Here is a 24558-nt window from a genome sequence, read left to right as displayed (position 1 = left end):
TTGCTGTGCTGGTCCTGGTGCGGGTGGGGGCACTGGTGTGGGTGCTGGGGCGGGCGTAGGTGCTGGTGCTGGCGTTGGTGCTCGGGATCGAGGTCGCGGGAGCCGGTCATGCCGCCTCCGTGCGGTCCGCGGCCATGCCGGCCGCGTCCAGCAGCGCGGTGCCGACGATGAGGTCGGCACCGCCGAACTCGGGGTCGTCCAGCTCGGTGCCGTCGTCCACGGCGAACAGCAGCTTCGGCTCGCCCTGCCGGTAGGCCGTGCCGACCGGCGGGCTGGCCGCGTGCACGGCCAGCAGCGCGACGAGGTACGGCAGCTCGGGGTCCTGGGCGCGGGCGTCGGCCAGCAGTCCGGAGAGCCGGCGCGGGGCGTCGTGCGGCAGGTCGAGCAGGGTCATGGCGGCGGCCAGCTGGGCCTCGCTGAAGCGGCTGTCGTCCGGCGTGGCGATCAGGTCGGGCTCCGGCATCTCGGCGCCGAGGTGCTCCCGTTCCACGGGCGGGGTCAGCAGTATGTCGACGAGGTCGCCGACCCGGACCGAGACGGGCGTGCGCAGACCGGTGCCCCGCGCGAAGAAGGCGTCGGTGGCGCGCAGCGCCTGCTCCAGGGGCAACGGCAGGACGGGGGCGACGAGATGGCCGTACAGGTCGAGGCCCGAGGTCGTCAGGGGGGTGGCGAAGGCCTGCCGGTCCTGTTCCGCGCGGAAGAGCGGGCCCGCCTCCAGGAGCCTGGACTGGAGCTGGGTGTGGCGGCGGATGCAGTCCTTGACGATGTCGACGAGCTCGGCGGCACGCCGTTTCTGCTCCGCGTCCTCGGACTCGTCGCGGGCCTTGCGGATGTTGGTGAGGATCGCGTTCTCGTGGCGGTACCGGTCGGCGACGTGGTCCAGGGCCTCGGCGATCATGTCGGGGACGGCGCTCAGCCAGTCGACCGCGCGGACGTTGCGCCGGGTGGCGTCCAGGGCCTTGCGGAGGGTCTCCGAGTACTGCACGGTGCGGTACCGGGCCTGCTCGGCGGCGAGCTGGGCGTCGGCGAGGCGCCCGCGGCTGATCAGCACCTCCAGCTTGACCTCGGCGGCGATCTGCGCGCTGGTGACGTCGGTGTCCAGGGCGCCGACGAGGACGTTGACCGCTTCGTCGGTGGTGCGCAGGTAGACGGTGCCGCCGGGGCCGGGGACCTCTTCGAGGAGCTTGAAGTCGTAGTCGCGGCGCACATAGGTGCCGTCCGGTCCGAAGGTGCCGTACACCGCGCGGAAGCCGCGGTCGACGCTGCCCACGTTGATCAGGTTCTCCAGGACCCAGCGGGCCACCCGCTCGTGCTCGGCGGCGGGCCGCGCCGGGGCCTGGGCGGCGACGCGCGGGACCAGCCGGGCCACTATCTGGTCGTGGTCGGCGCCGGTGTCGAAGTCCATGGTGAGGGTGACGAGGTCGATGGCGGAGAGGGCGACCTCCGCCATGCCGTAGACCGAGTACTCACCGGCGAGGTTGGCCTTGCGTGCGTCGAGGTCGTGCAGCGGCGCCGTGCAGGCGAGCGCGCGCAGCCGCCGCGCCAGTCCCTCGTCGGCGGCCGGGCCCGGTGCGGGGCGCGGCCCCGCGCTGAGCTGGGGCGGAGCGCTGTCCGTCGATGCAGGCGAAGTCACGGTGCACAGACTAGGTCCTCGGTCCGACAACGGCCCAAACGACGCAGATGGGCCCCGACGCGACAGCCCCCGGGAGCGCCCGCCCGGACCCTTTCAGGAGCCCTGGCGCCCCGGTACGACCCGCCCGTGCGCTCGCTCCCCCGCCGCGCGGTCCCGGCACCCCGCCGCGCGGTCCCGGCACCCGGGCGCACGGCGTCCCGGTGCCCCGTGCCTCACCCGTCGTCGCCGACCCGGCGCAGATAGACCTCGACGACCCGTTCGAGGGAGTTGTCGAGGTAGACCGCGAGCAGCCGCTCCGCCGTCTCCCGCTCGCCGCTCTCCAGGGCCGCGAGGATCTCCGCGTTCCGCGCGATGTAGGGCTCGTGCAGGCGTCGCGGGTCGTCCACGACGTGGAAGGCGAGGCGCAGTTCGGCGAAGACGCTGCGCATCAGCTCGTCCGTGCGCTCGCTGCCGGCGAGGGCGACCAGTTCCCGGTGGAAGTGGATGTTGGCCGTACCCACACCTTTCCAGTCACCTTCGCGGGCCGAGCGCCGCCCCTCCTCGACGGCCTCGGCGAGCCCGTCGAGGGCGTACGGGGGGTCTGCGAGGCCCCGTACGACGGCGCACTCGACGAGGGAGCGGGTGCGGTAGATGTCCTCGACGTCCTCGACGGTCAGGACCCGGACGAAGACGCCCCGGTTCAGCTCGTGGACGAGGAGGCGTTCGTGGGTGAGCAGCCGGAACGACTCGCGCAGCGTGTTGCGGGAGACGCCGAGCGCGCCGCCGATGCTGTCCTCCGACAGGCGGGTCCCGGGTGGGAAGTACCCCTCGGCGATCCGGCTCCTGAGGATGTCCGAGACCCGCTCGGCGGTGCTGGTCCGCCCGAGGAGCGCACGGTCGTCGGCCAGTCCCGTCAACTGCTCTGCCATGCCCGGAATTCAACCGCAGATGTCAGAACGAAACAACAGGGGTATTGAGGGATCGTTGAACGATCCCCTACCGTGCCTCCAAGTGCCCACTCGACCAGCACCCTCCGTCCTCCCCCTGCGAGGTGCACCATGAGCACACCCCCTCCGCCGCGCGCACCGTCCGCTACCGCCCGTCCTCCCGGCACGGCCGAACAGCCCTCGGACGACGGCCCGTTCGGCTGGCTGCGCGCCCTCGGTCCGCGCGGCCGCCGGGCCTTCGGCGGCGCTTTCGGCGGCTACGCCCTCGATTCGTACGACTACTTCACCCTGCCGCTGACCATGGTCGCGCTGGCCGCGTACTTCGGCCTGGACAGCGGGCAGACCGGGTTGCTCACCACGGTCACCCTGGTCGTCTCCGCGGTCGGCGGCGCCCTCGCGGGCGTGCTGGCGGACCGTATCGGCAGGGTCAAGGCGCTGCTGCTCACCGTCATCACCTACGCCGTGTTCACGGTGGCCTGCGGATTCGCGCCCAACTACGAGACGCTGCTGGTCTTCCGTGCGCTTCAGGGGCTCGGCTTCGGCGGCGAGTGGGCGGTCGGCGCGATCCTGGTCGCCGAGTACGCGAGCGCCAAGCACCGGGGGCGCACGCTGGGCGCGATCCAGAGCTCCTGGGCGGTCGGCTGGGGCCTCGCCGTGGTCGTCTACACGCTGGTGTTCTCGCTGGTCGGCGACGACCTGGCCTGGCGTGTCATGTTCTGGACGGGTGCGCTGCCCGCGCTGCTCGTGGTCTGGGTGCGGCGCAGCGTCCACGACGCGCCCCGGGCCGTCGAGGTCCGCGAGAAGGGCGCCGGGAAGGGCTCGTTCGCGGCGATCTTCTCGCCGGGTGCGGCCGGCACGCCGGGGCTGCTGCGTGTCACGGTCTTCGCGAGCCTGCTCTCCACCGGTGTGCAGGGGGGCTACTACACGCTCGCCACCTGGGTGCCGACGTACCTGAAGGGCGAGCGCGGCCTGTCCGTCGTGGGTACGGGCGGCTACCTGACGTTCCTCATCTCGGGGGCCTTCATCGGCTACCTCACCGGCGGCTACCTCACCGATCTCCTCGGCCGCAAGCGCAACATCTGGCTCTTCGCGCTGCTGTCGGCGGTCTGCATCCTGGCGTACGCGAACATCCCCGGCGGCGCCGACACCCTGCTCCTGGTGCTCGGTTTCCCGCTCGGCTTCTGCATGTCGGCGATCTTCAGCGGCTTCGGTTCGTACCTGAGCGAGCTGTACCCGACGGCCGTCCGGGGCGCCGGGCAGGGCTTCACGTACAACACCGGACGCGCCGTGGGAGCCGTCTTCCCGACCACGGTCGGCTTCCTGGCCGACAGCTGGGGCGTGGGCGGCGCACTGGTCTTCGGCGCCATCGGTTACGGCATCGCGGCACTGGCGCTGCTGGGGCTGCCCGAGACGCGCGGAAGGGAACTGACGTGAAGCACGCGTACGACACGGCCGAAGGCCGGCCGGGCGAGCACCGCCCCCCGGAGAACCGACCCGCCGCGAACCGATGCCCGTCGGACGAGGCGTCCGCGCAGCGCCCCATCGCCCTCCTCGACGAGCACGCGCACGCGTGGAGCCCGAAAGCGGCCCGCTCCCGCCTCCGTGACGGGCTGTCCGGGCCCACCGCCGGCGTGGCGGCCGGGCACACCCAGGCCAACCTGATCGCGGTGCCCGCCGACTGGGCGTACGACATGCTGCTCTTCTGCACCCGCAACCCGAAGCCGTGCCCGGTGCTCGACGTCACGGACGCCGGGTCCTGGACCACCGCGCTGGCCGACGGCGCCGATCTGCGCACCGACCTGCCGCGCTACCGGGTGTGGCGGGACGGTGAGCTGGTGGACGAGCCGACGGACGTCCGTGCCCAGTGGCGGGACGACCTGGTGTCGTTCCTGATCGGGTGCAGCTTCACCTTCGAGTGGGCGCTGGTCTCGGCCGGCGTCCCCGTCCGCCATGTCGAACAGGGCCGCAACGTCCCGATGTACGTCACCAGCGGGCAGTGCCGTCCGGCCGGGCGGCTGCACGGGCCGCTGGTCGTCTCCATGCGCCCCGTCCCTCCCGAGCACCTGTCCGCCGCGATCCGCGAGACCAGCCTGCTCCCCGCCGTGCACGGCGGTCCGGTGCACTGCGGGGACCCGTCGGCGCTCGGCATCCGCGATCTGGCCCGGCCGGACTTCGGCGACCCGGTGGATGCCGAGCCGGACGACATCCCGGTCTTCTGGGCCTGCGGGGTGACCCCGCAGGCAGCCGTCATGGCCTCTCGGCCGCCCTTCGCGATCACTCACGCGCCGGGGCAGATGTTCCTGACCGACGCCCGGGACGAGCAGTACCGCGTGCTGTGACCCCCGCGTCGCGCCGAGGCCCCCGCCCGGAGCCTCAGCCCCCGCAGCAGACCCGCGAAGCCGGCGGGAACGGGGAGGGAGGCCGTGTCTCACGGCACGGGCCCCGGCGGCAGGGGCCTCGGCGGTACGGCCCTCGGCGGTACGGGAGACGCGGGGGCCGTCGCCGCCGTCGCCTCGTGCGCGGTCAGGAACGCCTCGACCGCCGCGTCCCAGCCGAAGCACTCGGCACGCGCGCGTGCGGCCCTGCGCCGGTCCGCCTCCCGGCGCCCGAGGAGCAGTTCCACGGCGTCCGCGAAGGCCTCCCCGCGGTCGGCGGCGACGGTGCCGGCCGAGCCGATCACCTCCGGCAGCGCGGACGACGCGCTGGCCACCACGGGGGTGCCGCACGCCATCGCCTCCAGTGCGGCCAGTCCGAAGGTCTCGGCCGGCCCGGGCGCCAGGCACACGTCGGCGGACGCCTGGAGCGCGCCGAGCACCGCACGGTCGGCGACGTGTCCGAGGAAGGTCACGGGCAGCCCCCTCTCCCGCGCCCGCTGTGCGAGACGCGGCCGCAGCGGTCCGTCCCCGGCGACCACCAGCACCGCCCGCGCCCCGCGCCGGCGCAGCGCGGCCAGCGCGTCGAGCGCCGTGCCGGGCCGCTTCTCCACGGACAGCCGGGAGCACATGACCAGCAGGGTCTCGTCCACGCGCGCGTGCCGGGCGCGCAGACCCGGATCGCGCAGCGCCGGGTGACGCCCGGCCAGATCGACGCCCAGGGGAGCCCGTACGACGTTGCGGGCCCCGATGCGGACGAACTCCCGCTCGGCGAACTCCGTGGTGCACACCACGCGCGCGTAGGTGTGCGCCGTGCGGGTGTTGAGGGCGTCCGCCGTGCGGCGGGCGGTGCGCTCGGGCAGGCCCCAGGTGCGCAGCACGCCGTCGGCGGTCTCGTGGGACACCATCACGGCGGGGACCCGGGCCCGCCGGGCCCACTTGCCGGTCCAGCGCAGGGTGGTGCGGTCGGACACCTCCAGGCGGTCGGGGGCCAGCTCCTCCAGGAGTGCGGCCACCCGCCTCCTGTCGGTCAGGACGCGGTAGCCGCCGGTACCCGGCAGCAGCGGTCCGGGGAGGGTGATCACCCGGCCCTGCTCGGTCTCCCGGTCGTCGGCGTGCTCACCGGGGATGATCAGGACGGGGTCGTGCCCGGCCGCCCGGAAGCCCTTGCCCAGCTCGCGCAGCGCGGTGCGCAGCCCTCCGGACGCGGGGGCGACGAAGTTGGCGAGGCGGACGATCCGCAGGGCGCTCATGCCGCCAGCACCGCCTTCCGGGAGGCGAGCACGTCCGTGTAGTGCCCGATCAGCCGGTCGCCGACGGCCGCCCAGGTGCGCCCCTCGACGGCGGTCCGCCCGGCGGCCCCGTACGCGGCCCGCAGCACGGGGTCGGCGGACAGGGCCCACACCGCGTCCCGTAGGGCGGCGGCGTCGCGCGGCGGCACCAGCAGGCCGGTCCGCCCGGGAACGACGAGGTCCAGCGGGCCGCCCGCGGCCGGCGCGACCACGGGCACGCCGCTGGCCATGGCCTCCTGCACGGTCTGGCAGAAGGTCTCGAAGGGGCCGGTGTGCGCGAAGACGTCCAGCGAGGCGAAGATCCGGGCGAGGTCGTCGCCGGTACGGCGGCCGAGGAAGACCGCGCCCGGCAGCGCCTGCTCCAGGCCCGGCCGGCTGGGCCCGTCCCCGACGACCACGACGCGTACGCCGTCCAGGCCGCAGACGCCGGACAGCAGCTCCACCTGCTTCTCGGGGGCGAGCCGCCCGACGTAGCCGACGATCAGTTCGCCGTTCGGGGCGAGTTCGCGGCGCAGTGCCTCGTCGCGCCGGCCGGGCCGGAAGCGGACGGTGTCCACCCCGCGGGGCCACAGCGCGACCCTGGGCACGCCGTGCGCCCTCAGGTCGCGCAGGGCCGCGCCGGAGGGGGCGAGGGTGAGGTCTGCGGCGGAGTGCACGGAGCGCAGGCGCCGCCAGGCCGCCGCCTCCCCCGCGCCCATGTACGTACGGGCGTATCCGGCGAGGTCGGTCTGGTAGACGGCCACGGCGGGGACGCCGAGCCGGGCGGCGGCGGCCATGCCCCGGACGCCGAGGACGAAGGGGCCGGCCAGGTGGACCAGGTCGGCGCGGTGCTCGGCGATCGCGGCGGCCACGCGGCGGCTGGGGAGGGCGACGCGGACCTGGGGGTAGCCGGGGAGCGGGAGGGAGGGGACGCGGACGAGGGGGCACGGGGCGGAGGCGTCCGCGGCGTTGCCGGGGGCGGTGGCCGGAGCGACGACGACGCAGTCGTGACCGCGGTCGACGAGGTGCCGGGCGGTCTGGAGCGCGCAGTGGGCCACGCCGTTCACATCGGGGGGAAAGGATTCGGTCACGATGACGACACGCATACCGGTGTTGTCGCCGGACCGGACGTGCTCGCGTCAACGTCGATCTTTCCGGGCGGGGAACGTCCCATGAGCGTTGCCCTGCCCACCCGAGCGGGCCGGACATCGGCCATGCCCGTCGAAGCCGCGGGCCACCCGCCGTTCACCCACGGGCGCCACCGCCCCGCGGACGAGGGCGGCGCCAGGTGGGGGCCGCCGCTCGCACCACCCCGCCCGGCGGGTCACCGGGGCCGTCCTTCACACGGCGGACGCGTCGGGGCCGAAGCGGCTGCGTACGGCCGTCTGGACCTCGTCCTCCTCGGCCGGATCGGCGGCCAGCCTGCGCAGCCGCTCGACGACCCGGTTGTCGCCGGTCTCGGCGTGGCGGGCGGCCAGTTCGCGGGTGGTCTCCTCGCAGTCCCACAGGCACTCGATGGCGAACCCCGCGGCGAAGGACGGGTCGGTGGCGGCCAGCGCTCGGGCGGCCCGGCCACGCAGGTGTGAGGAGGCGGTCTCCCGGTAGACGTGGCGCAGTACGGGTGCGGCGCAGGCGATGCCGAGCCGTCCGGTGCCGTCGACGAGGGTCCACAGGGTCTGGGCGTCGGGGCCCTCGCCCCGCACCGCCTCCCGCAGGGCGGCGAGGACGAGGTCGCGGTCCTGCGCTCCGCCCCGGCAGGCGAGTACGCGACCGGCGGCGGCGCCCAGCACGTCCGGCCGGTGCACCCAGCGGCGTGCGGCGGCGACGGCGGAAAGACTGCGCATCCGCTCGAAGGCGGCGACGGCGGCCTCCACGACCGGGGCCGGGCCGGTGGTCACGGCGCCCTCGATCAGGTCGAGGGCGTCCGGGTCGTTGCCGTCGGCGAGATAGCGCAGGGCGGTGCAGCGGGCCCCCTCGTCGCCGGAACGCGCGGCCTCGACGATCTCGGGCCGGTCCTCGGGGCCGGCGACGGCCGTGAGGCACCGGGCGGCCGGCACATGGAGCGCGGCGCCCCGCTCGACGCCCTGGTCGGCCCACTCGAACACGGCGCGCACGCTCCAGCCCGGACGTGGTCCGGCGGGGCTCATCTGCCGCTGCCAGCGGTCGAAGCACCCCGTCTCCTGGGCGGCCCGCACCCGCGCGGCGATCGACTCGCGCGCATCGTCGGCCCAAAGACGCCAGGGGCGGGGCTCGAAGGCGTCGCGGACGGCGACGGCCAGCTCGGCGTCACCCTCGGGATCGCGCGGGAAGCGCGCCAGGACGGGCGCGGCGAGGGCGCGCAGTCCGGCGTCGTCGTCGCGCAGCGCCAGCTCGTCCAGGGCCCACGCCCAGTTGACGCCGTGGGCGGCGTACCTGCGCAGCAGCTGGAGCGCGTCGAGCCTGCCGTAGGACGCGAGGTGGCCGAGGACGGCGAGGGCCAGCCCGGTGCGCGACTCGTCGGAGTCGAGGACGTCCTCGGGGTCGAAGAGGTGGGCCTCGATCGCGTCCAGCTCGCCGTTGAGGTCGAGGTAGAGCCGGGCGTAGTAGAGGGAGCGGTTCTCGACCTGCCAGTCGTGGCGGGGGTCGTGGAGCACACAGTGGTTCAGTGCCGCGAGCGCCTCGGCCCGCGGGGCGGTGAGCGCGTGCAGCGTGCCGTCGCCGCGACCCCGCTGAAGCAGGCCGAGCAGCGTACCGCTGGGCGCTATGACCGGATCGAACATGGGAAACAGCCTCACATCAAGCGTCGACGCAATCGGGAACCACGCGTTACCTGGCCGTACGCCGACACGTCGAAGCGCCCACCGTCTCTTGCTTGCTGAAGACCATGTTCCTCTGCCTCTCGTCGATGGCCCGTGCGGGCCGTGTCACGGCCCGCGCGGTGCGGCAACACCTGCCCAGCCATCGCGTCCGTGAACCACGTCGTCATGATGACCCGGCGGTCACATCTGCCGCGACCGAAATTTCGGCGGCCCGGTACCGCCTCCCCCGTTGTTCGTGTTTTACCTGGTCAGAATGGGTGCAGCCGATCCGGAGCGGGATCGGCCCGACGCCCGGTCAGTGGACGCCGAACAGCTCCAGCAGCTCCGTGCGGGCGAACATCCGCGCCGTGTCCACGGCCGACGGGGTGCCCGCGGCCGGGTCGGCGCCGGCCTCCAGAAGCGCCCGGGTGACGTCCGTCTCGCCCTTGAAGGCGGCGCCGGCGAGAGGCGTCTGCCCGCGGTCGTTGATGCGGTCGGCCTCGGCGCCGCGCGCCAGCAGGGCGCGCACCGCGTCGGCGTGGCCGTGATAGGCGGCGAGCATGACGAGGGAGTCGCCGCGGTCGTTGGTGAGGTTGGCCGGCACACCGGCGTCGACGTACGCCACCAGCTCCTCGGTCCGCCCCTGCCGGGCCAGATCGAAGATCTTGGTCGCCAGCTCCACGACCTCGGGGTCGGGGGCTTCGCTCATCGGCCGGACCACCTCTCACTACGAACGCTTCACGACGTGAACGTTGGGGACTGGGTGTGCGTACGGCCGCGAGCGGCGCGGCCGTACGAGTGAATCGCCAGGGTAGCGGCTCGTGCCGCACCTCAGCCGACGTGCCCGAGGTAAAGATCAGCACGGACCCGGCAGGGCGCAACCGCCCTGCTCAACCGGCCGAGAGAAGCACTACGCCACCCGGGGCAAATTCGCCGAATTTCCCCCATTTGCACCTTTAATCGTATGGATACATGCTGTGATCCTGGAAGTACTCATGGTGACTGTCCCCGCGAACCAGGAGAACTCACATGATCCTCTCGATCTCAGGCGTGGTCCTGCTCGGCATCGTCGTCTTCATCTTCTTCCGCAAGGACGGCCTCAAGGCCTCCCACGCGCTCGTCGCGGTCCTCTTCGGGTTCTATCTCGCGAGCACCGCCATCGCCCCGAGCATCAAGGCGGGCGGCGAGAGCCTGGCGGGCCTCCTCGGCGGAATCAAGTTCTGACGGCCCGCACCACCGCCCGACATCCGCACGTACGTACCTCCAGGAGGCAGCAGTGGCCCGGCGGCCCCTCCCCCGCATTCTGAGCAACGGCGGCGCACAGCTCGCCCGAAGCCGGGAGCTGGCCCGGACGGCGGCCGACAGCGCCACCGACGTCCTCCAGCCACTGATCACGATCGCCCGAGGTCTGCGCCGCCTGGCCGCGGCCGCGCGGCGCAGATGGACCGAGACCCCCAAGGACCGGCGCGGCGCGCTGCTGTTCCTGGTGGCCTCGGTGGTCCTGGTCGTGGCACTCGTGCCGTACGGTCCGCTGCTGGCCGCCATCAGCCTGATGGCGGCGGCTGCCTGGCAGGGCCGTGACCGCGCCCCGGCGGAGCCCGAGGGCCCCGACGACGCCCAGACCAAGCGCCTCCAGTCCCTCTACGAGGCCCTGGTCCCCTACTTCTCGCTCGCCGAGGACCCCGACCCCCTCTACGCCCACGGCGGCGAGTGGGAGAAGGCCTTCCCGGCGTACGAGTTCGACGACAACGGCCGCTTCGCCCACCTGGTGATCCGCTACCCCGCGTTCTTCACCGACGGGGAGGCCGAGTCCCGGGCGCGCATCGAGCACCTGCTCGCGGCGAAGTCCGGCCGAGGGCGCGAATACCACTTCGCGTGGAACGAGGAGGCCAACCACCTCTCGGTCGACGTGCTCACCGCGCTGCCCACCGACATCGCCGCCCAGCGGTTCGTGACGGCGCCCGGCGAGACCGTCCTCGGCTTCACCGACCCGACCCGGGTCCAGCGCACGCTCCCGCTCACCCACGGCGAGGAGCGACGGGACGTACCGCCGGTGGTCTGGCGCACCGGCATCCGCTCGACCGAACCCCACCTGCTCGTGCTGGGCCAGCCCGGAACAGGCACCTCCACCCTGCTCCGCTCGGTCGCGCTGCAGGCGGTGCACCACGGCGACCTGCTCATCGTCGACGGCGGCGGCACCGGCGAGTACGCCTGCCTGGTCGGCCGGGACGGCGTGCTCGCCGTCGAGTGCGGCCTCACCGGGGCACTGACCAGCCTCGAATGGGCGGCGGCCGAGACGGAACGGCGGCTGATCGCCGTCAACCGGGCTCGTCAGGAGGGCCGGCCGGCGCCCGACGACACCCGGCGGCCCCTGTGGATCTTCCTCGACCGGCCGAGCGCGTTCGCGCACCTGGCCTCCACGGACGGCCGCAGGGACCCGCAGACCCTGCTCCAGGTCCCGCTGCGCCACGGCCGCGCCGCGAACGTGACGGTGGTCGTCGCGGATCAGCTGGACGCCCTGGCCGGCCTGGGCGACGCCGTGCGGCAGCACACCCGCGCGCGGGTCGTCCTCGGCCCGGCCACCGCGGACGAGCTCGCGGCCGTGCTGGGCGCGCCGCCGCACACCACCCCCGTCGAACAGGTTCCGCCCGGTCGCGGCTACGCCCGCCTGGGCACCGGCCCGGTGCACCGCCTCCAGGTCCCGGCCACCCCGGACCCCTACGACGACGCCACCAGCGAGGCTCAGCGGCAGGCCGTCCTCGACCTGCTCCCGCCCCGCACGACGCCCGCGGACGGCGAGCGGGCTCCGGTGCCGGCGGAGGCGGAGGGCGGGTCCGGGACTCCGGCCCAGGCGGAGACCGCCACCACCGGAAGAGGCGACACCACCGAACGAGCCGACACCACCGGGAAGGGCGGCACCACCGAGCAGGGCGGCACCACCGGGAAGCACGGCCCGGCCGGGGAGACGGTCGCCACCGACAAGGCCCCCTCGCCCGACATGGCCGTCGCCCCCGACAAGACCCCCTCCCCCGACAAGGTCATCGCCCCCGACAAGACCCCCTCCCCCGACAAGGTCATCGCCCTCGACAAGGCCGTCCTCACCGTCAGGACCGGGGTCACCGACAAGACCGTCGCCGCCGACAGGACCAGCACCCCCGCCACGAGGGAGACGGACACCCCGGCGGAGTCCCGGTCCGGGACGGAGGAGCCCGGCGAGCCGGGCGAGCCCGGGAAGCCCCTGGCGGACGCCCCGCCGGCGCCGGTCGCGCTGGAAGCGGCGACCGTCGCGCAGCCCTCCTCGGAGACGGCGGTGGCCATCGGCCCGGTCCGCACGGAGAAGGTCCCGGCCGAGGCGGGCGCGGCGGAGACCTCCTGACCCACGCGTCACACCGCGCTCCCGGCCGCCGGGATCCGGGCCGCCGACGGAGGGGGCGCCCGGATCCCGTCGCCGGGGTCGGCGCGTCCCCGCTACGCCACGAACGTCCGCGGCCCCTCGCCCCCGCCGCCGACGCCACCGTTCTCCACCAGCCGGGCCGCCGCGGCGAGCCGCGCCGCGGCCTCCTCGGCCACCGCGCCGCCCACGGTGAACGGCAGCCGGACATAGCCCTCGAAGGCCCCGTCGACCCCGAACCGCGGCCCGGAGGGGACCCGCACCCCCACCCGCTCCCCCGCCTCGGCGAGCCGGGAGCCCGAGAGCCCTCCGGTCCGCACCCACAGCGTGAGCCCACCGCGCGGCACCTCGAACTCCCAGTCGGGCAGCTCCCGACGCACCGCGCCCACCAGCTCGTCCCGGTTCTGCCGGGCCTGTGCGCGGCGCACCGCCACCGCCTGCTCCCAGCCCCCGGTGCTGAACAGCCAGTTCACCGCCAGCTGTTCCAGTACCGGCGTGCCCAGATCCGCGTACGCGCGCGCGGCGACCAGGCTGCGGATCACGTCGGGCGCGGCGCGGACCCAGCCGATGCGCATGCCCGCCCAGAACGCCTTGCTGGCGGAGCCGACGGTGACGACCGTGGAACCGGCCGGGTCGAAGGCGCACACCGGGCGCGGCATCTCGACGTCGTCGTCCAGCCACAGCTCGCTCATCGTCTCGTCGGCCACGAGCACCGTCCCCGCCGAGCGGGCGGCGTCCACCAGCCGCCGCCGCTGGTCATCGTCGGCGAGTGCGCCGGTGGGGTTGTGGAAGTCGGCGACCACGTACGCGATGCGCGGCGCGGCGTCGCGCAGCACCTGGCGCCAGCGGTCCACGTCCCAGCCGGTGAGCCCCTCGGCCATCGCGACGGGGACGAGCCGGGCCCCGGCCTCACGCATCAGCTGGAGGATGTTGGCGTACGACGGCGACTCCACGGCGATGCGCTCGCCACGTCCCCCGAACAGGTGGCAGATGGCGTCGATCGCGCCCATGGCCCCCGTGGTCACCATGATCTGCTCGGGCATGGTCGGGATGCCGCGCGCGCTGTAGCGCTCGGCGATCATCGAGCGCAGCGCGGGCAGTCCGGCCGGATAGTCGCCGTGGGTGTGCGCGTAAGGGGGGAGTTCCTCCAGCGCGCCCTGCACCGCCCGGGTGAGCCAGGGTTCGGGCGCGGGCAGCGCCGCGCAGCCGAGGTCGATCATCGACCCGAGGGCCTCCGGGGGCAGGGGCTCCAGGCCGCGCGCGGGCAGGGGGTTGCCGGCCGGGACCGCGGTCCAGCTCCCCGCGCCGCGCCGGGACTCCAGGAAGCCCTCGGCGCGCAGGGCCTCGTAGGCGGCGGCGACAGTGGTGCGGCTGACGGTCAGGGCGAGGGCCAGCTCGCGTTCGGCGGGCAGCCGGGCGGCGACGGGGACACGTCCTTCCAGGACGAGCAGCCGGATGCCGTCGGCGAGCGCGCGGTAGGCCGGCGGGCGGCGGGTGCCGGGCCCGGCCGGGCGGTCCTGCTGGGAGCCGAGCAGCCGCGCGAGCTGTCCCGCCCCCACGGCAGAAGTCCACTGCGCCATGGAAATCAGTCCACCTTCTCCGAATTGGCCCTGGTTGGCTCTGCTTATCAAGCCACAGGGTGTCATGCAGCAGGCCACTACCACCACCCAGGGGGCATGTCATGTCCAGGCGATCCGGACCGCGGCATCTCACGCGGCGACTGACACAGCTCTACGGCGGCCTCGTCCTGTACGGCGCGAGTTCGGCGCTGCTGGTCGCGTCCGGGCTCGGTCTGGAGCCGTGGAACGTGCTGCACCAGGGCCTCGCCGAGCACACGGGCCTGTCGATGGGCCTGGTGCTGACCGTGGTCGGCGCGGCCGTGCTGCTGCTGTGGATCCCGCTGCGCCAGCGCCCGGGACTCGGCACGGTCTCCAACGTGCTGGTGATCGGCGCCGCGATGGACGCGACGCTGGCCGTCGTGCCCGACGCCCACGGCTGGACGGCGCGGATCACCATGATGGTGGCGGGGATCGTCCTGAACGGCGCGGCGACCGGCCTGTACATCGCCGCTCAATTCGGTCCGGGCCCGCGGGACGGCCTGATGACCGGGCTGAACCGGCGGACGGGCCTCTCGGTGCGTCTGGTGCGGACCGCCGTCGAGATCACCGTGGTGGCGACGGGCTTCGCCCTCGGCGGCACGGTCGGTGTCGGCACCCTGCTGTACGCCGTGACGATCGGCCCGCTCGCCCAGGTGTTCCTGCGCCTGTTCGCCGTCCCGCCGGCATCGGGCGGCAGCACGGTGGTTGCCGCCGCTCGGCCCCGCCGCGCGATACTGCGTCGGTGACCACCCCGATACGCCACCCCCGCCACCCCTATCTGGACCACCCCGGTCCGATCGCCTTCGCCCACCGCGGTGGGGCGGCGGACGGCCTGGAGAACACCCTCCGGCAGTTCCGGCGCGCGGTCGAGGCGGGCTACCGGTACATCGAGACCGACGTACACGCGACCCGCGACGGGAAACTCGTCGCCTTCCACGACGCGACCCTGGACCGGGTGACGGACGGGGCCGGGCGGATCGCCGACCTCCCGTGGGAGAGGGTGCGCCGGGCGCGCGTGGCGGGCGAGGAACCGGTGCCGCTCTTCGAGGAGCTGCTGGAGACCTTCCCGGAGGTGCGCTGGAACATCGACGTCAAGGCGGAGTCGGCGCTGCTGCCGTTGCTGGAGCTGATCGAACGGACGGGCGGCTGGGACCGGATCTGCGTCGGCTCCTTCTCCGAGGCACGCGTGGTCCGCGCCCAGCGCCTGGCCGGCCCGCGCCTGGCGACCTCGTACGGCACCCGGGGCGTCCTCAACCTGCGGCTGCGCTCGTGGGGCGTGCCGGCCGCTCTGCGCCGTTCGGCGGTGGCGGCGCAGGTGCCCGAGGCCCAGTCGGGCATCCAGGTGGTCGACCACCGCTTCGTGCGCGCCGCCCACGCCCGCGGGCTCCAGGTGCACGTGTGGACGGTGAACGATCCCGACCGGATGCACCGGCTCCTGGACCTGGGAGTGGATGGCATCATGACCGATCACATCGACACACTGCGCGAGGTCATGGAGGACCGCGGCGTCTGGGTCTGAGACCGTCGGGGACCGCCTGGACCCGCGACCGGACCCCGGGGCGTCGCGTGCTCCCGGGGAGGCGAGGGCACGGGTGGGTACCGACACCCTGAGGACGGACGCGGCCGACGACGCGGACGGCCGACGGCGCGAGCAGCGCGGCTGGTACGTCTACGACTGGGCGTGCTCGGTCTACTCCACCAGCGTGCTCACCGTGTTCCTGGGCCCCTATCTGACGTCGGTCGCCGAGTCGGCGGCGGGCGCGGACGGCTACGTCCACCCGCTCGGCATTCCGGTGCGTGCCGGGTCCTTCTTCGCGTACTCGGTCTCGCTGTCGGTGATCGTCGCGGTGCTCGTGATGCCCCTGGTGGGTGCCGCGGCCGACCGCTCGGGGCGCAAGAAGCCGCTGCTGGCCGCCGCCGCGTACACCGGCGCGGGGGCGACGACCGCCATGTTCTTCCTCGACGGCGACCGCTACCTGCTGGGCGGACTGCTCCTGGTCGTCGCCAACGCCGCGCAGTCCGTGGCGATGATGCTCTACAACTCCTACCTCCCCCAGATCGCCCGGCCCGAGGAACGCGACGCGGTCTCCTCGCGGGGCTGGGCCTTCGGCTACGCGGCCGGGGCGCTGGTCCTGGTCGCGAACCTGATCCTCTACACCGCCCACGACTCCTTCGGGCTCAGCGAGAGCGCGGCGGTCCGCGTCTGCCTGGCGTCGGCCGGACTCTGGTGGGGCGCCTTCGCGCTGATCCCGTTGCGACGGCTGCGCGACCGCCGCGTGCCCGCGCGCGCGGCGGCGCTGCCGGGCTTCCGGCAGCTCGCGGCGACCGTCCGCGACATGCGCCGCCGCCCGCTGACCCTGGCCTTCCTGCTGGCGTACCTCGTCTACAACGACGGCATCCAGACGGTGATCTCCCAGGCCTCGGTCTACGGCTCCGAGGAACTCGGCCTCGGGCAGTCCACGCTCATCGTGGCCGTGCTGCTGGTGCAGCTCCTGGCGGTGGCGGGCGCGCTGGCGCTCGGCAGGCTGGCCCGCGCGTACGGGGCGAAGCGCACGATCCTCGGGTCGCTGGTGGCCTGGACGGTGACCCTCGCGGCCGGGTACTTCCTGCCGGCCGGGGAACCGGTGTGGTTCTTCGTGCTGGCCGCCGGGATCGGACTCGTCCTCGGCGGCAGCCAGGCGCTGTCCCGCTCCCTCTTCTCCCACCTGGTGCCGCCCGGCAAGGAGGCCGAGTACTTCTCGGCGTACGAGTTGAGCGACCGCGGGATGAGCTGGCTGGGGCCCCTGCTGTTCGGTCTCACCTACCAGCTGACCGGGAGCTACCGGGACGCGATCATCTCCCTGGTGGCGTTCTTCGTCATCGGTTTCGCGCTGCTCGCGCGGGTCCCGGTGCGGCGGGCGATCGACGACGCGGGCAATCCCGTACCGGCGAGGATTTAGCACTCGGCACGAAAGCGCTGTAGTGTACGCGTTTGGCCTGCCAGGCGTACCGTTACTGCGCGTCAATGGCGCCGAAACGCTATGTCACATCTATGAGCAGAGGTGACAAACCGGGCGTCGGCGGGTACTGCACTGGAGCAAGGCTGCGGCTGCGACGGCGACGCAGACGCCCGGAACGGGAGTCGGGACGGGAATCTTTACCGCCGCCCGGACGTTGACCGGATGACGACGACAGCGACACCTGTCCTGTGGGCGACAAGCCCGGGAGGCACGATTCATGAGTGAGCGAGCTCTTCGCGGCACGCGCCTCGTGGTGACCAGCTACGAGACGGACCGCGGCATCGACCTGGCCCCGCGCCAGGCCGTGGAGTACGCATGCGAGAAGGGGCATCGGTTCGAGATGCCCTTCTCGGTGGAGGCGGAGATCCCGCCGGAGTGGGAGTGCAAGGTCTGCGGGGCCCAGGCACTCCTCGTGGACGGCGACGGCCCTGAGGAAAAGAGGGCCAAGCCCGCGCGTACGCACTGGGACATGCTGATGGAGCGCCGCACCCGCGAGGAACTCGAAGAGGTCCTCGAGGAGCGGCTGGCCGTTCTGCGCTCCGGCGCGATGAACATCGCGGTGCATCCGCGTGACAGCCGCAAGAGTGCGTAGCGGGAAACCGTAGGCAACGAACACCGCGGGTGCCGTACGTGAACTTCACGTACGGCACCCGCGGTTTTTGCTGCCGTGTGCCGGCTGCCGTGTGCCGGCTGCCGCGTGCCGTCCGGGGACCGCTCCCCGGACGGCACGCTTCCGCTCAGCGCGCCAGCGGCGGGCGGGGGCCCTGCGGGGCGTCGTCCGGGTCGTCGCGCACGACCTCGCCCTGGACGACCCTGCCGTCCGGCTGGTGCATGCGGGCCTGGCGGAAGGCGTCGCCCAGGGTGCCGGGACGGGCCTCACGGAGCTTGCGCTCCACCGTCCGCTCCGCGTACCGGCTCACCCCCTTCTGGACCGGGGGCAGCAGCATGAGCAGCCCCAGCGCGTCCGAGATCAGGCCGGGGAGGATCAGGAGCAGTCCGCCCAGCATCATCAGGCCGTTGCCCTCGCTGTTCGGCCGGGCCTCGGGGGGCATGCCGGACTGCTGTTGCTGCACCGTCCGGGTCAGGTTCCGGAAGGCTCGGCGGCCCGCCGCCTTGATGACCACGGAGCCGAGGACGATGCCCGCGACCAGCAGCAGGAAGACCACGAAGCCACTGGAGGCGCCCGCGACCACGGTCAGCAGCCAGACCTCCAGCACGAGCCAGGCGGCGACACCCAACGGCAGGAACGTGCGCAGGCGGGAGCGTGGGGGCCGGGCGGGGGACCTGGGGGTCTGAGCGCCAGTCGTCATACCCCCAGTGTGCCTGCCCCCGGCTCAGCGCGGCGTAAGGGGGCGTCAGGCGCTCTCGTCGGGCGCCGGGGTCGACTTGTCGCTTTTCCCGGCGTGCCCCTGGGCGGCCTCCCCGGACGGCCCCGACGCCGGCTCCGCCGGTTCGTCGGCCCTCTCGCGGGAAGCGCCGGCGGTCGGCTCACCCGCTGCCCTGTCGGGCTGCTTGTCGCGCCCCAGGACCTTGCCGACCCTCTCCCCCACACCCCACGTGGTGACCCGCCAGAGGGCCTCCACGAGGATGTCGCGGCTCATCTTGGAGTCGCCGTGCTCGCGCTCGACGAAGGTGATCGGCACCTCGACGACGTGGTAGCCGGCCTTGATCGCCCGGCGGGCGAGGTCGACCTGGAAGCAGTAGCCCTGCGAGGAGACCTCGTCCAGGCCGAGGCCCTCCAGGGTCTCGCGGCGGAAGGCGCGGTAGCCGCCGGTGATGTCGCGCAGCGGCAGGTCGAGCGCGAGACGCGAGTACATGCTGCCGCCCCGGGAGATGAACTCGCGGGACTTGGGCCAGTTCACCACCCGGCCCCCGGGCACCCAGCGGGAACCGAGCACCAGGTCGGCCCCCTTGAGGGCGGTGAGCAGGCGGGGCAGTTCCTCCGGCTGGTGGGAGCCGTCGGCGTCCATCTCGATCAGCACGCCGTAGCCGTGCTCCAGGCCCCAGCGGAAGCCCGCGAGGTAGGCGGCGCCCAGGCCTTCCTTGCCCCTGCGGTGCAGGACCTGGACATGGTCGTCCCCGGCGGCCAGCTCGTCGGCGAGCTTGCCCGTGCCGTCCGGGCTGTTGTCGTCGGCCACGAGGACGTGCGCCTCGGGGACCGCCTCGCGCACGCGCGTGACGATCGCCTTGATGTTCTCCGCCTCGTTGTAGGTCGGGATGATCACCAAGGCCGTACCCAGGGGATCGAACCGCCTCCCCCGCCCCGCTGCCGCGGGCGTCCCGTCGCCGTCGTTCACCGCTGCCCCTTCATGTCCGTACGCAGAGCACCACCTTAATGGCCGCGGCCTGCGCCGACGTGACAGGACGTGCGTACGGCGGTGTCGTTTCCCGTGGACCGGGGTAGGGATGCACGCTTGCGTACCGTTGTCGCTGCGGATGGGGGCCCGGCGCCCTTCGGGCCGACCTGGGACCCGCTGGCTGCGGATCGACCGAGAGCCGTTGTCTACTGAGCGCCCGGGCCCCACCCGGGTCACACCTCCCGACCGGCGGGAACGTTCCCTCGTCGCGGCGAGAGCGCTGAGCCTGGCTCCCAGCGACGGTGCCCCGGTGCGGCACACCGTCCCTGACCCAGCGGCGCCGCGACGCGTGCGCGGAGGATTCCCCGGTCGGACGTCCGGTGGTGGACTCGGCCGAACCTACCGGCCCCCCGCCGTCGCCTGTCAACAGTCGTTCGACCTGCGGCTTCCGCACCAATGCCCAGGTCAGCGGGGCGGAGCCGCAGGTCGTACGCGGCGGAAGATCATCGCCCCGTCGGCCGTGGAGATCACTCGCCCGGCCGTACGAAGACGGTCCGGCCCCCCACGACGGTGCGCAGGCAGACGGGCAGTTCCCGGCCCGGGGTGAGGTCGGGCAGGCCGGGGGTGCCGGAACGCGGGTCGGTCGACCAGCGTGCGACCCGGTCGTCGGGGGCCTGGACCACCAGGGCGCCGGTACGCCAGACCGCGTAGTCGGCGGGGGCGCCCGGCACCAGGACGCCCGCGTCGTCGCGGCCGATCGCCCGCCAGCCGCCGCGCGTGTGCGCGGTGAACGCCGCCCGCACGGAGACGCGGTGTTCCGCCGTGCGGTGGAAGGCGGCGGCCCGGACGGTGCCCCACGGGTCGAGGGGCGTGACGGGGCTGTCGGAGCCGAAGGCGAGCGGGACACCGGCGCGCAGCAGGGCGGCGTAGGGGTTGAGGGTGCGGGCCCGTTCGGCGCCCAGGCGGCGGGCGTACATGCCGTCCTCGCCGCCCCACAGGGCGTCGAAGGCGGGCTGGACGGAGGCGGTCAGGCCCAGTTCGGCGAAGGCCGCGACGGTCTCGGGGGTGAGCATCTCGGCGTGCTCGACGCGGTGGCGGGCGGCGCGGACGCGCGCGAGGCCGAGCTTGTCGGCGGCGGCGCGCACCCCCTCCACGACGGCGGTCACGGCGGCGTCCCCGATGGCGTGGAAGCCCGCCTGGAGACCGGCCTCGGTGCAGGCGACGACGTGCGCGGCGACGTCGGCGGAGTCCAGGTAGGCGATGCCGGAGTGACCGGCGTCGGCGTACGGCTGGTGCAGGCAGGCGGTGTGGGAGCCGAGGGCGCCGTCGACGAAGAGGTCGCCGGCGGCGCCGACCGCGCCCAGTTCCCTCGCCTTGTCGACATCCCGTTCGGCCCAGTAGCCGATGACCCGGGGTCCGGCCTCGGTGGCCGACAGCCGCAGCAGGCCGGTGAGGTCGTCCTCGGAGGAAATCTCCGGTCCTGCGCATTCGTGAACGGTGCCGATACCGAGGGAGGCGGCGTGTGCGAGGGCGGCGCGCTGGGCCTCGGCGCGCTGGGCGGGGGACACGGCTCCGAGGGCGGCCGCGCGTACGGCGTGGTGCGCGTCGGCGGTGAGCGGACCGTCCGCGCGGTCGCCGGCCCCCGGGGTCAGGTCGAGCAGGGCGGTGGTGACGACGGCCGAGTGGACGTCGATTCGACTGAGGTAGAGGGGGCGGCCGCCGGTGGCCTCGTCCAGCTCCGCGCGCGTCGGGGGCAGCCCGTCGGGCCAGCGGGAGGCGTCCCAGCCGTGCCCGAGGAGGACGCGGTCGCCCGGCCGGGCCGCCGCGAAGTCCCGCACCAGGGCGAGGGCGGCCTCCCGGGTGGGAGCGCCGGAGAGGTCGAGGCCGGTGAGGGCGAAGCCGGTGCTCGTGGTGTGCACGTGTGCGTCGGTGAACGCCGGGGTGACCAGGGCGCCGTCCAGGTCGATCACCTCGTCCACGCCGTCCGCGAAGGCGTCGGCGGCGCCCTCGGAGCCGACCCAGGCGACCTGGCCGCGTTCGACGACCATCGCCGTCGCGAAGGGGTCGGCGGGACTGTGGACCTCGCCGCGGCGCAGCAGGACGGTCGTGGACGGGGTGGTGGGCTCGCTCATGGACACCAGTCTCGCCCCTCGTGCGGACCGACCGGCACGCAGGTCGGCGCTGCACGGGGGCGCCCCGCTCCCGACCGGTGACCGGCTGCCGGCCCGGCCGCCCCCTGCCGGGCCGGCACCGTGGCCCGCGGCGACGGTCAGACGCGGGGCGGCCGGGCCTCGTAGGGCGTGGACAGCACCACGGTGGTCCGGGTCGACACGCCCGCGAGAGAGCGGACCCGGGCGAGCAGCTCCTCCAGCTCGTGCGGGGTGGCCACGCGCACCTTGAGGATGTAGTTCTCGTCGCCCGCCACGCTGTGGCAGGCCTCGATCTCGGGAACCCCGGCCAGCCGGTCCGCGATGTCGTCGGGGGCGCTGGGGTCGAACGGTTTCACGGAGATGAAGGCGGTCATCGGCAGCCCGACGGCCTCCGGGTCGACGACCGCGGCGTACCCGCGGATGACGCCACGCTGCTCCAGCCGTCGCACCCGCTGGTGCACGGCGGACGTGGACAGGCCCGTGGCCTTGCCCAGGTCCGTGTAGCTCATCCGCCCGTCCCTGACGAGCAGCTGCACGATCTGTCGGTCCAGCTCCTCCATGGCGCAAGAACCTACAGTGCGCTTGATCTCCTCGGATACCTGAGCGGTCCAGGTCATGCCCTGTTCGTGATGTGACGGGCGGTCGGCCGACGGACCGGCGGGGTACGAACCGGCCACCGGGGGCGGTTGCGCGGGGCATGTGACGAAGACCACACCTCCGGGCCGTTCTCCGTGATGTTCTCGTGATTACCCCGTAGGGGGGACGGGAAGTGCTTGCTGTGGTCGAGGCCGCAGTGCCGTCACGGCCCAGCCCGAGGGGGAGAATCCCATGCAGAGTCTTAAGCGCCCTGGACGTACCACGTCCAAGCGGCAGCAGCCGGTCGTCGAGCCCCTTCCGGAGGGCGTCGAACCCGACGCCCTCGACGAGGAGGAGCTCGACACCTACGACACGTTCGAGATGTACCGGGTGATCTGCCCGGACTGCGCGCAGCCCATCGCGCTGCTGGCGGACGAGGAGGTGCTGCCGCAGCACGCGCTGTGCGCCTCCCCGTGGAACCCGTTCGGTCTCACGGCGTGTGCGGGCACCGGCCGCAGGGCCACCGACGCCCGTCCGGCGGACGAGTCGTTCCAGCCCCACGAGCAGGACACCGCCCTGCTGTTGACGCTCCCCCAGGGCCTCGACTGGCGGACCCAGCCCTTCTCCCACGTCGGCGGTCCGGGCTCGCGCCCGATGCGCGTGCCGACGATGCGGCGCGAGGCGGCCTGAGCCCAGGTGTGCCACCCGGGCGGGCGCCGTCCGGGGTGGTCGCCCCCATGCGTGCACCCACCCGCTCCACGGCCCGCGCACGGCCGTGGAGCGGGCGGAGCGCTGTCCGCGGGAGGCCGCCGGGAGCGACGGTGCGTCAGGCACCGTGCGACGCCGCCGACTCGGCGGCGGACAGCCGCGAACTCACTCTCGATTCCGGGCGCCGGTGACCTGTCCGCACGCCGCCGCGTTGCCCGGGTATGACCCCCACGTACTCGGCGACCGGGCCTCGGCGCCGCGCGTTCGTCCCGGTGCCCGCGGGACCGGTTCCGCCGGCCCCGCAGCCCCCGGACCCGCCGATCTACCGTGAGCTGATGCGGACCTGGGCCGACCGCGGCCGCACCCTGCCGGGACGCGACGACCCGGAGTGGGTGCGACTGGCGGCGCCGCCGCGCGGACTCGGGGACTTCTTCACCACCGGCGACCTCCGCGTCACCGGCGGGTTCGGCGTGGCCGGCGACTTCGCCGTCACCGGTGACTGGAGCGTCACCGGTGACTGGAGCGTCCCTCGGGACCCGCGAGGTGACGGGCGATGACCATGCGCTGGATCTGGTTGGTGCCCTCGACGATCTGCAGCACCTTCGCCTCGCGCATGTAGCGCTCGGCGGGGAAGTCGGCGGTGTAGCCGTACCCCCCGAGGACCTGCACGGCGTCGGTGGTGACCCGCATCGCCGTGTCGGTGCAGTGCAGCTTGGCCATGGCGGCCTGCTTGGCGAAGGGCAGTCCGGCGTCCCGCAGCCGTGCCGCCGTCAGGTACAGCGCGCGGCCGGCCTCGATCTGGGTGGCCATGTCGGCGAGCATGAAGCGCAGCCCCTGGAAGTCGGCGATCGGCTTGCCGAACTGCCGGCGCTCCGCCGCGTAGGACACCGCCTCGTCCAGCGCCGCCTGGGCCACACCGATCGCGCAGGCGGCGATGCCCAGCCGCCCCGAGTCGAGCGCGGACAGGGCGATCGCGAAGCCCTGCCCCTCGTCGCCGAGGCGTCGGGTGTCGGACACCCGCACGCCGTCCAGGTGGACCTGTGCGGTGGGCGAGCCCTTGAGCCCCATCTTCTTCTCCGGCACCGCGGCGCTCAGCCCCTCGGCGTCGGCGGGGACCAGGAAGGCGGTGATGCCCCGCGGTCCCTCCTCGCCCGTGCGCGCCATGACGGTGTAGAAGTCGGCGACGCCGCCGTGCGTGATCCACGCCTTGGTGCCGGTGATCACCCAGTCGCCGCCCTCGCGCACGGCCTTGGTGCGCAGCGAGGCGGCGTCGGACCCGGAGGCGGGCTCGGAGAGGCAGTAGGCACCGAGCAGGCCGCCGCCGAGCATCGCGGGGAGGTGCTCGACCTGCTGTTCCTTGGTGCCGTAGGCGGCGAGCGCGTAGGAGGCGAGGGTGTGCACGCTGACGCCGAGGCCCACCGTGAGCCGGGCCGCGGCCAGCTCCTCGAGGACCTGGAGGTAGACCTCGTAGGGCTGCTCGCCGCCGCCGTACTCGGCGTCGTAGGGCAGGCCGAGCAGGCCGGAGTCGGAGAGCAGGGCGAAGACCTGGCGCGGGAAGCGTCCGGCGTCCTCCTCCTCGGCCGCGTTCGGGGCGATCTCACGCTGCGCGATGTCGCGGACGAGCGAGATCAGATCCCGTGCCTCGTCCGTGGGCAGTTGCCGGTCCACCGGCTGCGGGGCGCGGTCGGGCATGGCGACGCTCTCCTCCCTGTCGGGCGCGACGGCGGACGTGCGCCTTGGGTGGAGGCGGTTCCGCCGGGTCGTTCGGGCCAGGCCGATGCTCGCACTCCCGGGTCGCGGAAGCGGCTGACCAGCGGCTGTGCGCTGTGAGTATGCCCGATCGGAGGCATGGAGTCACCA

Annotated in this window: 21 protein-coding genes and 1 pseudogene; 10 read left to right on the top strand and 12 right to left on the bottom strand. The window is 73.9% G+C overall.

The annotated features are described in order from the left end of the window. Positions 1–106: 106 nt before the first annotated feature. Positions 107–1633: a hypothetical protein gene (locus ACGF5T_RS32915; protein WP_356605556.1), complete on the bottom strand. Its 1527-nt coding sequence runs from the start codon at positions 1631–1633 to the stop codon at positions 107–109. A 212-nt stretch (positions 1634–1845) separates the two neighbouring features. Further along, a complete protein-coding gene (locus ACGF5T_RS32910) occupies positions 1846–2541 on the bottom strand; it encodes a GntR family transcriptional regulator (protein WP_356605558.1) in 696 nt (231 codons plus the stop codon). A 129-nt stretch (positions 2542–2670) separates the two neighbouring features. Between ACGF5T_RS32910 and ACGF5T_RS32905 the strand changes: the two genes are divergently transcribed. Both ACGF5T_RS32905 and ACGF5T_RS32900 read left to right on the top strand, forming a co-directional pair. Next, positions 2671–3993, top strand: coding sequence for an MFS transporter (locus ACGF5T_RS32905; protein ID WP_366768065.1), 1323 nt, complete (start codon positions 2671–2673; stop codon positions 3991–3993). Between the two features lie 107 nt (positions 3994–4100). Continuing rightward, positions 4101–4898, top strand: coding sequence for a putative hydro-lyase (locus ACGF5T_RS32900; RefSeq protein ID WP_361012484.1), 798 nt, complete (start codon positions 4101–4103; stop codon positions 4896–4898). An 89-nt stretch (positions 4899–4987) separates the two neighbouring features. On the opposite strand, the gene ACGF5T_RS32895 is transcribed toward ACGF5T_RS32900, so the two are convergent. The 4 genes from ACGF5T_RS32895 to ACGF5T_RS32880 form a co-directional block, all read right to left on the bottom strand. After that, positions 4988–6184 carry a glycosyltransferase gene (locus ACGF5T_RS32895; protein WP_366768064.1) on the bottom strand — a complete coding sequence of 399 codons (1197 nt, stop codon included), beginning with the start codon at positions 6182–6184 and terminating at the stop codon, positions 4988–4990. Further along, entirely contained in the window at positions 6181–7308 is a 1128-nt protein-coding gene (locus ACGF5T_RS32890; protein ID WP_366768063.1) for a glycosyltransferase family 1 protein, read from the bottom strand. Before ACGF5T_RS32890 ends, ACGF5T_RS32895 begins: the two co-directional genes overlap by 4 nt. Before the next feature lie 234 nt (positions 7309–7542). Next, on the bottom strand, positions 7543–8961 hold the full coding sequence (locus tag ACGF5T_RS32885; protein ID WP_356605566.1) for a HEAT repeat domain-containing protein: 1419 nt from the start codon (positions 8959–8961) through the stop codon (positions 7543–7545). Positions 8962–9295: 334 nt separating this feature from the next. Then, a complete protein-coding gene (locus tag ACGF5T_RS32880; RefSeq protein ID WP_356605568.1) occupies positions 9296–9688 on the bottom strand; it encodes an ankyrin repeat domain-containing protein in 393 nt (130 codons plus the stop codon). A 320-nt stretch (positions 9689–10008) separates the two neighbouring features. Here ACGF5T_RS32880 and ACGF5T_RS32875 point away from each other — a divergent pair, with 320 nt between their 5' ends. Together ACGF5T_RS32875 and ACGF5T_RS32870 are read left to right on the top strand one after the other, a co-directional pair. After that, complete coding sequence (locus tag ACGF5T_RS32875) at positions 10009–10203, top strand: hypothetical protein (protein ID WP_003977410.1); 195 nt, start codon at positions 10009–10011, stop codon at positions 10201–10203. 52 nt (positions 10204–10255) lie between these two features. After that, positions 10256–11806: pseudogene (locus ACGF5T_RS32870) on the top strand (hypothetical protein); the annotation flags it as partial. A 641-nt stretch (positions 11807–12447) separates the two neighbouring features. Here the strand turns inward: ACGF5T_RS32870 and ACGF5T_RS32865 are convergent. After that, positions 12448–13950 (bottom strand): PLP-dependent aminotransferase family protein, encoded by a 1503-nt coding sequence (locus ACGF5T_RS32865; protein WP_356605570.1) that lies wholly within the window; start codon positions 13948–13950, stop codon positions 12448–12450. A 101-nt stretch (positions 13951–14051) separates the two neighbouring features. Between ACGF5T_RS32865 and ACGF5T_RS32860 the strand changes: the two genes are divergently transcribed. The 4 genes from ACGF5T_RS32860 (at position 14052) to ACGF5T_RS32845 (ending at position 17559) form a co-directional block, all read left to right on the top strand. Further along, the gene (locus ACGF5T_RS32860; RefSeq protein WP_356605572.1) at positions 14052–14714 is read left to right on the top strand and encodes a hypothetical protein; all 663 of its coding nucleotides are present in this window, start codon (positions 14052–14054) and stop codon (positions 14712–14714) included. After that, a complete protein-coding gene (locus tag ACGF5T_RS32855; protein ID WP_356605574.1) occupies positions 14711–15487 on the top strand; it encodes a glycerophosphodiester phosphodiesterase in 777 nt (258 codons plus the stop codon). The genes ACGF5T_RS32860 and ACGF5T_RS32855 overlap by 4 nt, the downstream gene beginning before the upstream one ends. 73 nt (positions 15488–15560) lie before the next feature. Then, positions 15561–16907: an MFS transporter gene (locus tag ACGF5T_RS32850; protein ID WP_366768062.1), complete on the top strand. Its 1347-nt coding sequence runs from the start codon at positions 15561–15563 to the stop codon at positions 16905–16907. A 277-nt stretch (positions 16908–17184) separates the two neighbouring features. Next, positions 17185–17559, top strand: coding sequence for an RNA polymerase-binding protein RbpA (locus tag ACGF5T_RS32845; protein ID WP_366768061.1), 375 nt, complete (start codon positions 17185–17187; stop codon positions 17557–17559). 145 nt (positions 17560–17704) lie between these two features. Here the strand turns inward: ACGF5T_RS32845 and fxsA are convergent, their stop codons facing one another. The 4 genes from fxsA to ACGF5T_RS32825 form a co-directional block, all read right to left on the bottom strand. Further along, positions 17705–18277, bottom strand: coding sequence for an FxsA family membrane protein (gene fxsA / locus ACGF5T_RS32840; RefSeq protein ID WP_356605577.1), 573 nt, complete (start codon positions 18275–18277; stop codon positions 17705–17707). Positions 18278–18322: 45 nt separating this feature from the next. Then, a complete protein-coding gene (locus ACGF5T_RS32835; protein WP_366768060.1) occupies positions 18323–19264 on the bottom strand; it encodes a polyprenol monophosphomannose synthase in 942 nt (313 codons plus the stop codon). A 527-nt stretch (positions 19265–19791) separates the two neighbouring features. After that, positions 19792–21396, bottom strand: coding sequence for an amidohydrolase (locus ACGF5T_RS32830; protein WP_366768059.1), 1605 nt, complete (start codon positions 21394–21396; stop codon positions 19792–19794). Between the two features lie 137 nt (positions 21397–21533). Then, a complete protein-coding gene (locus ACGF5T_RS32825) occupies positions 21534–21974 on the bottom strand; it encodes an Lrp/AsnC family transcriptional regulator (protein ID WP_332886433.1) in 441 nt (146 codons plus the stop codon). Between the two features lie 268 nt (positions 21975–22242). On the opposite strand from ACGF5T_RS32825, the gene ACGF5T_RS32820 reads away from it, so the two are divergent. Together ACGF5T_RS32820 and ACGF5T_RS32815 are read left to right on the top strand one after the other, a co-directional pair. Next, positions 22243–22680 (top strand): hypothetical protein, encoded by a 438-nt coding sequence (locus tag ACGF5T_RS32820; protein WP_356605583.1) that lies wholly within the window; start codon positions 22243–22245, stop codon positions 22678–22680. Between the two features lie 353 nt (positions 22681–23033). Then, entirely contained in the window at positions 23034–23255 is a 222-nt protein-coding gene (locus ACGF5T_RS32815; protein ID WP_356605585.1) for a hypothetical protein, read from the top strand. Here ACGF5T_RS32815 and ACGF5T_RS32810 read toward each other — a convergent pair. Beyond that, a complete protein-coding gene (locus ACGF5T_RS32810; protein WP_356605587.1) occupies positions 23206–24390 on the bottom strand; it encodes an acyl-CoA dehydrogenase family protein in 1185 nt (394 codons plus the stop codon). The genes ACGF5T_RS32815 and ACGF5T_RS32810 overlap by 50 nt on opposite strands. Positions 24391–24558: the final 168 nt, after the last annotated feature.

The organism is Streptomyces sp. NPDC047853 (assembly GCF_043204535.1).
Classification (GTDB): Bacteria; Actinomycetota; Actinomycetes; order Streptomycetales; family Streptomycetaceae; genus Streptomyces.
This window is presented reverse-complemented; position numbering and strand designations above follow the sequence as displayed.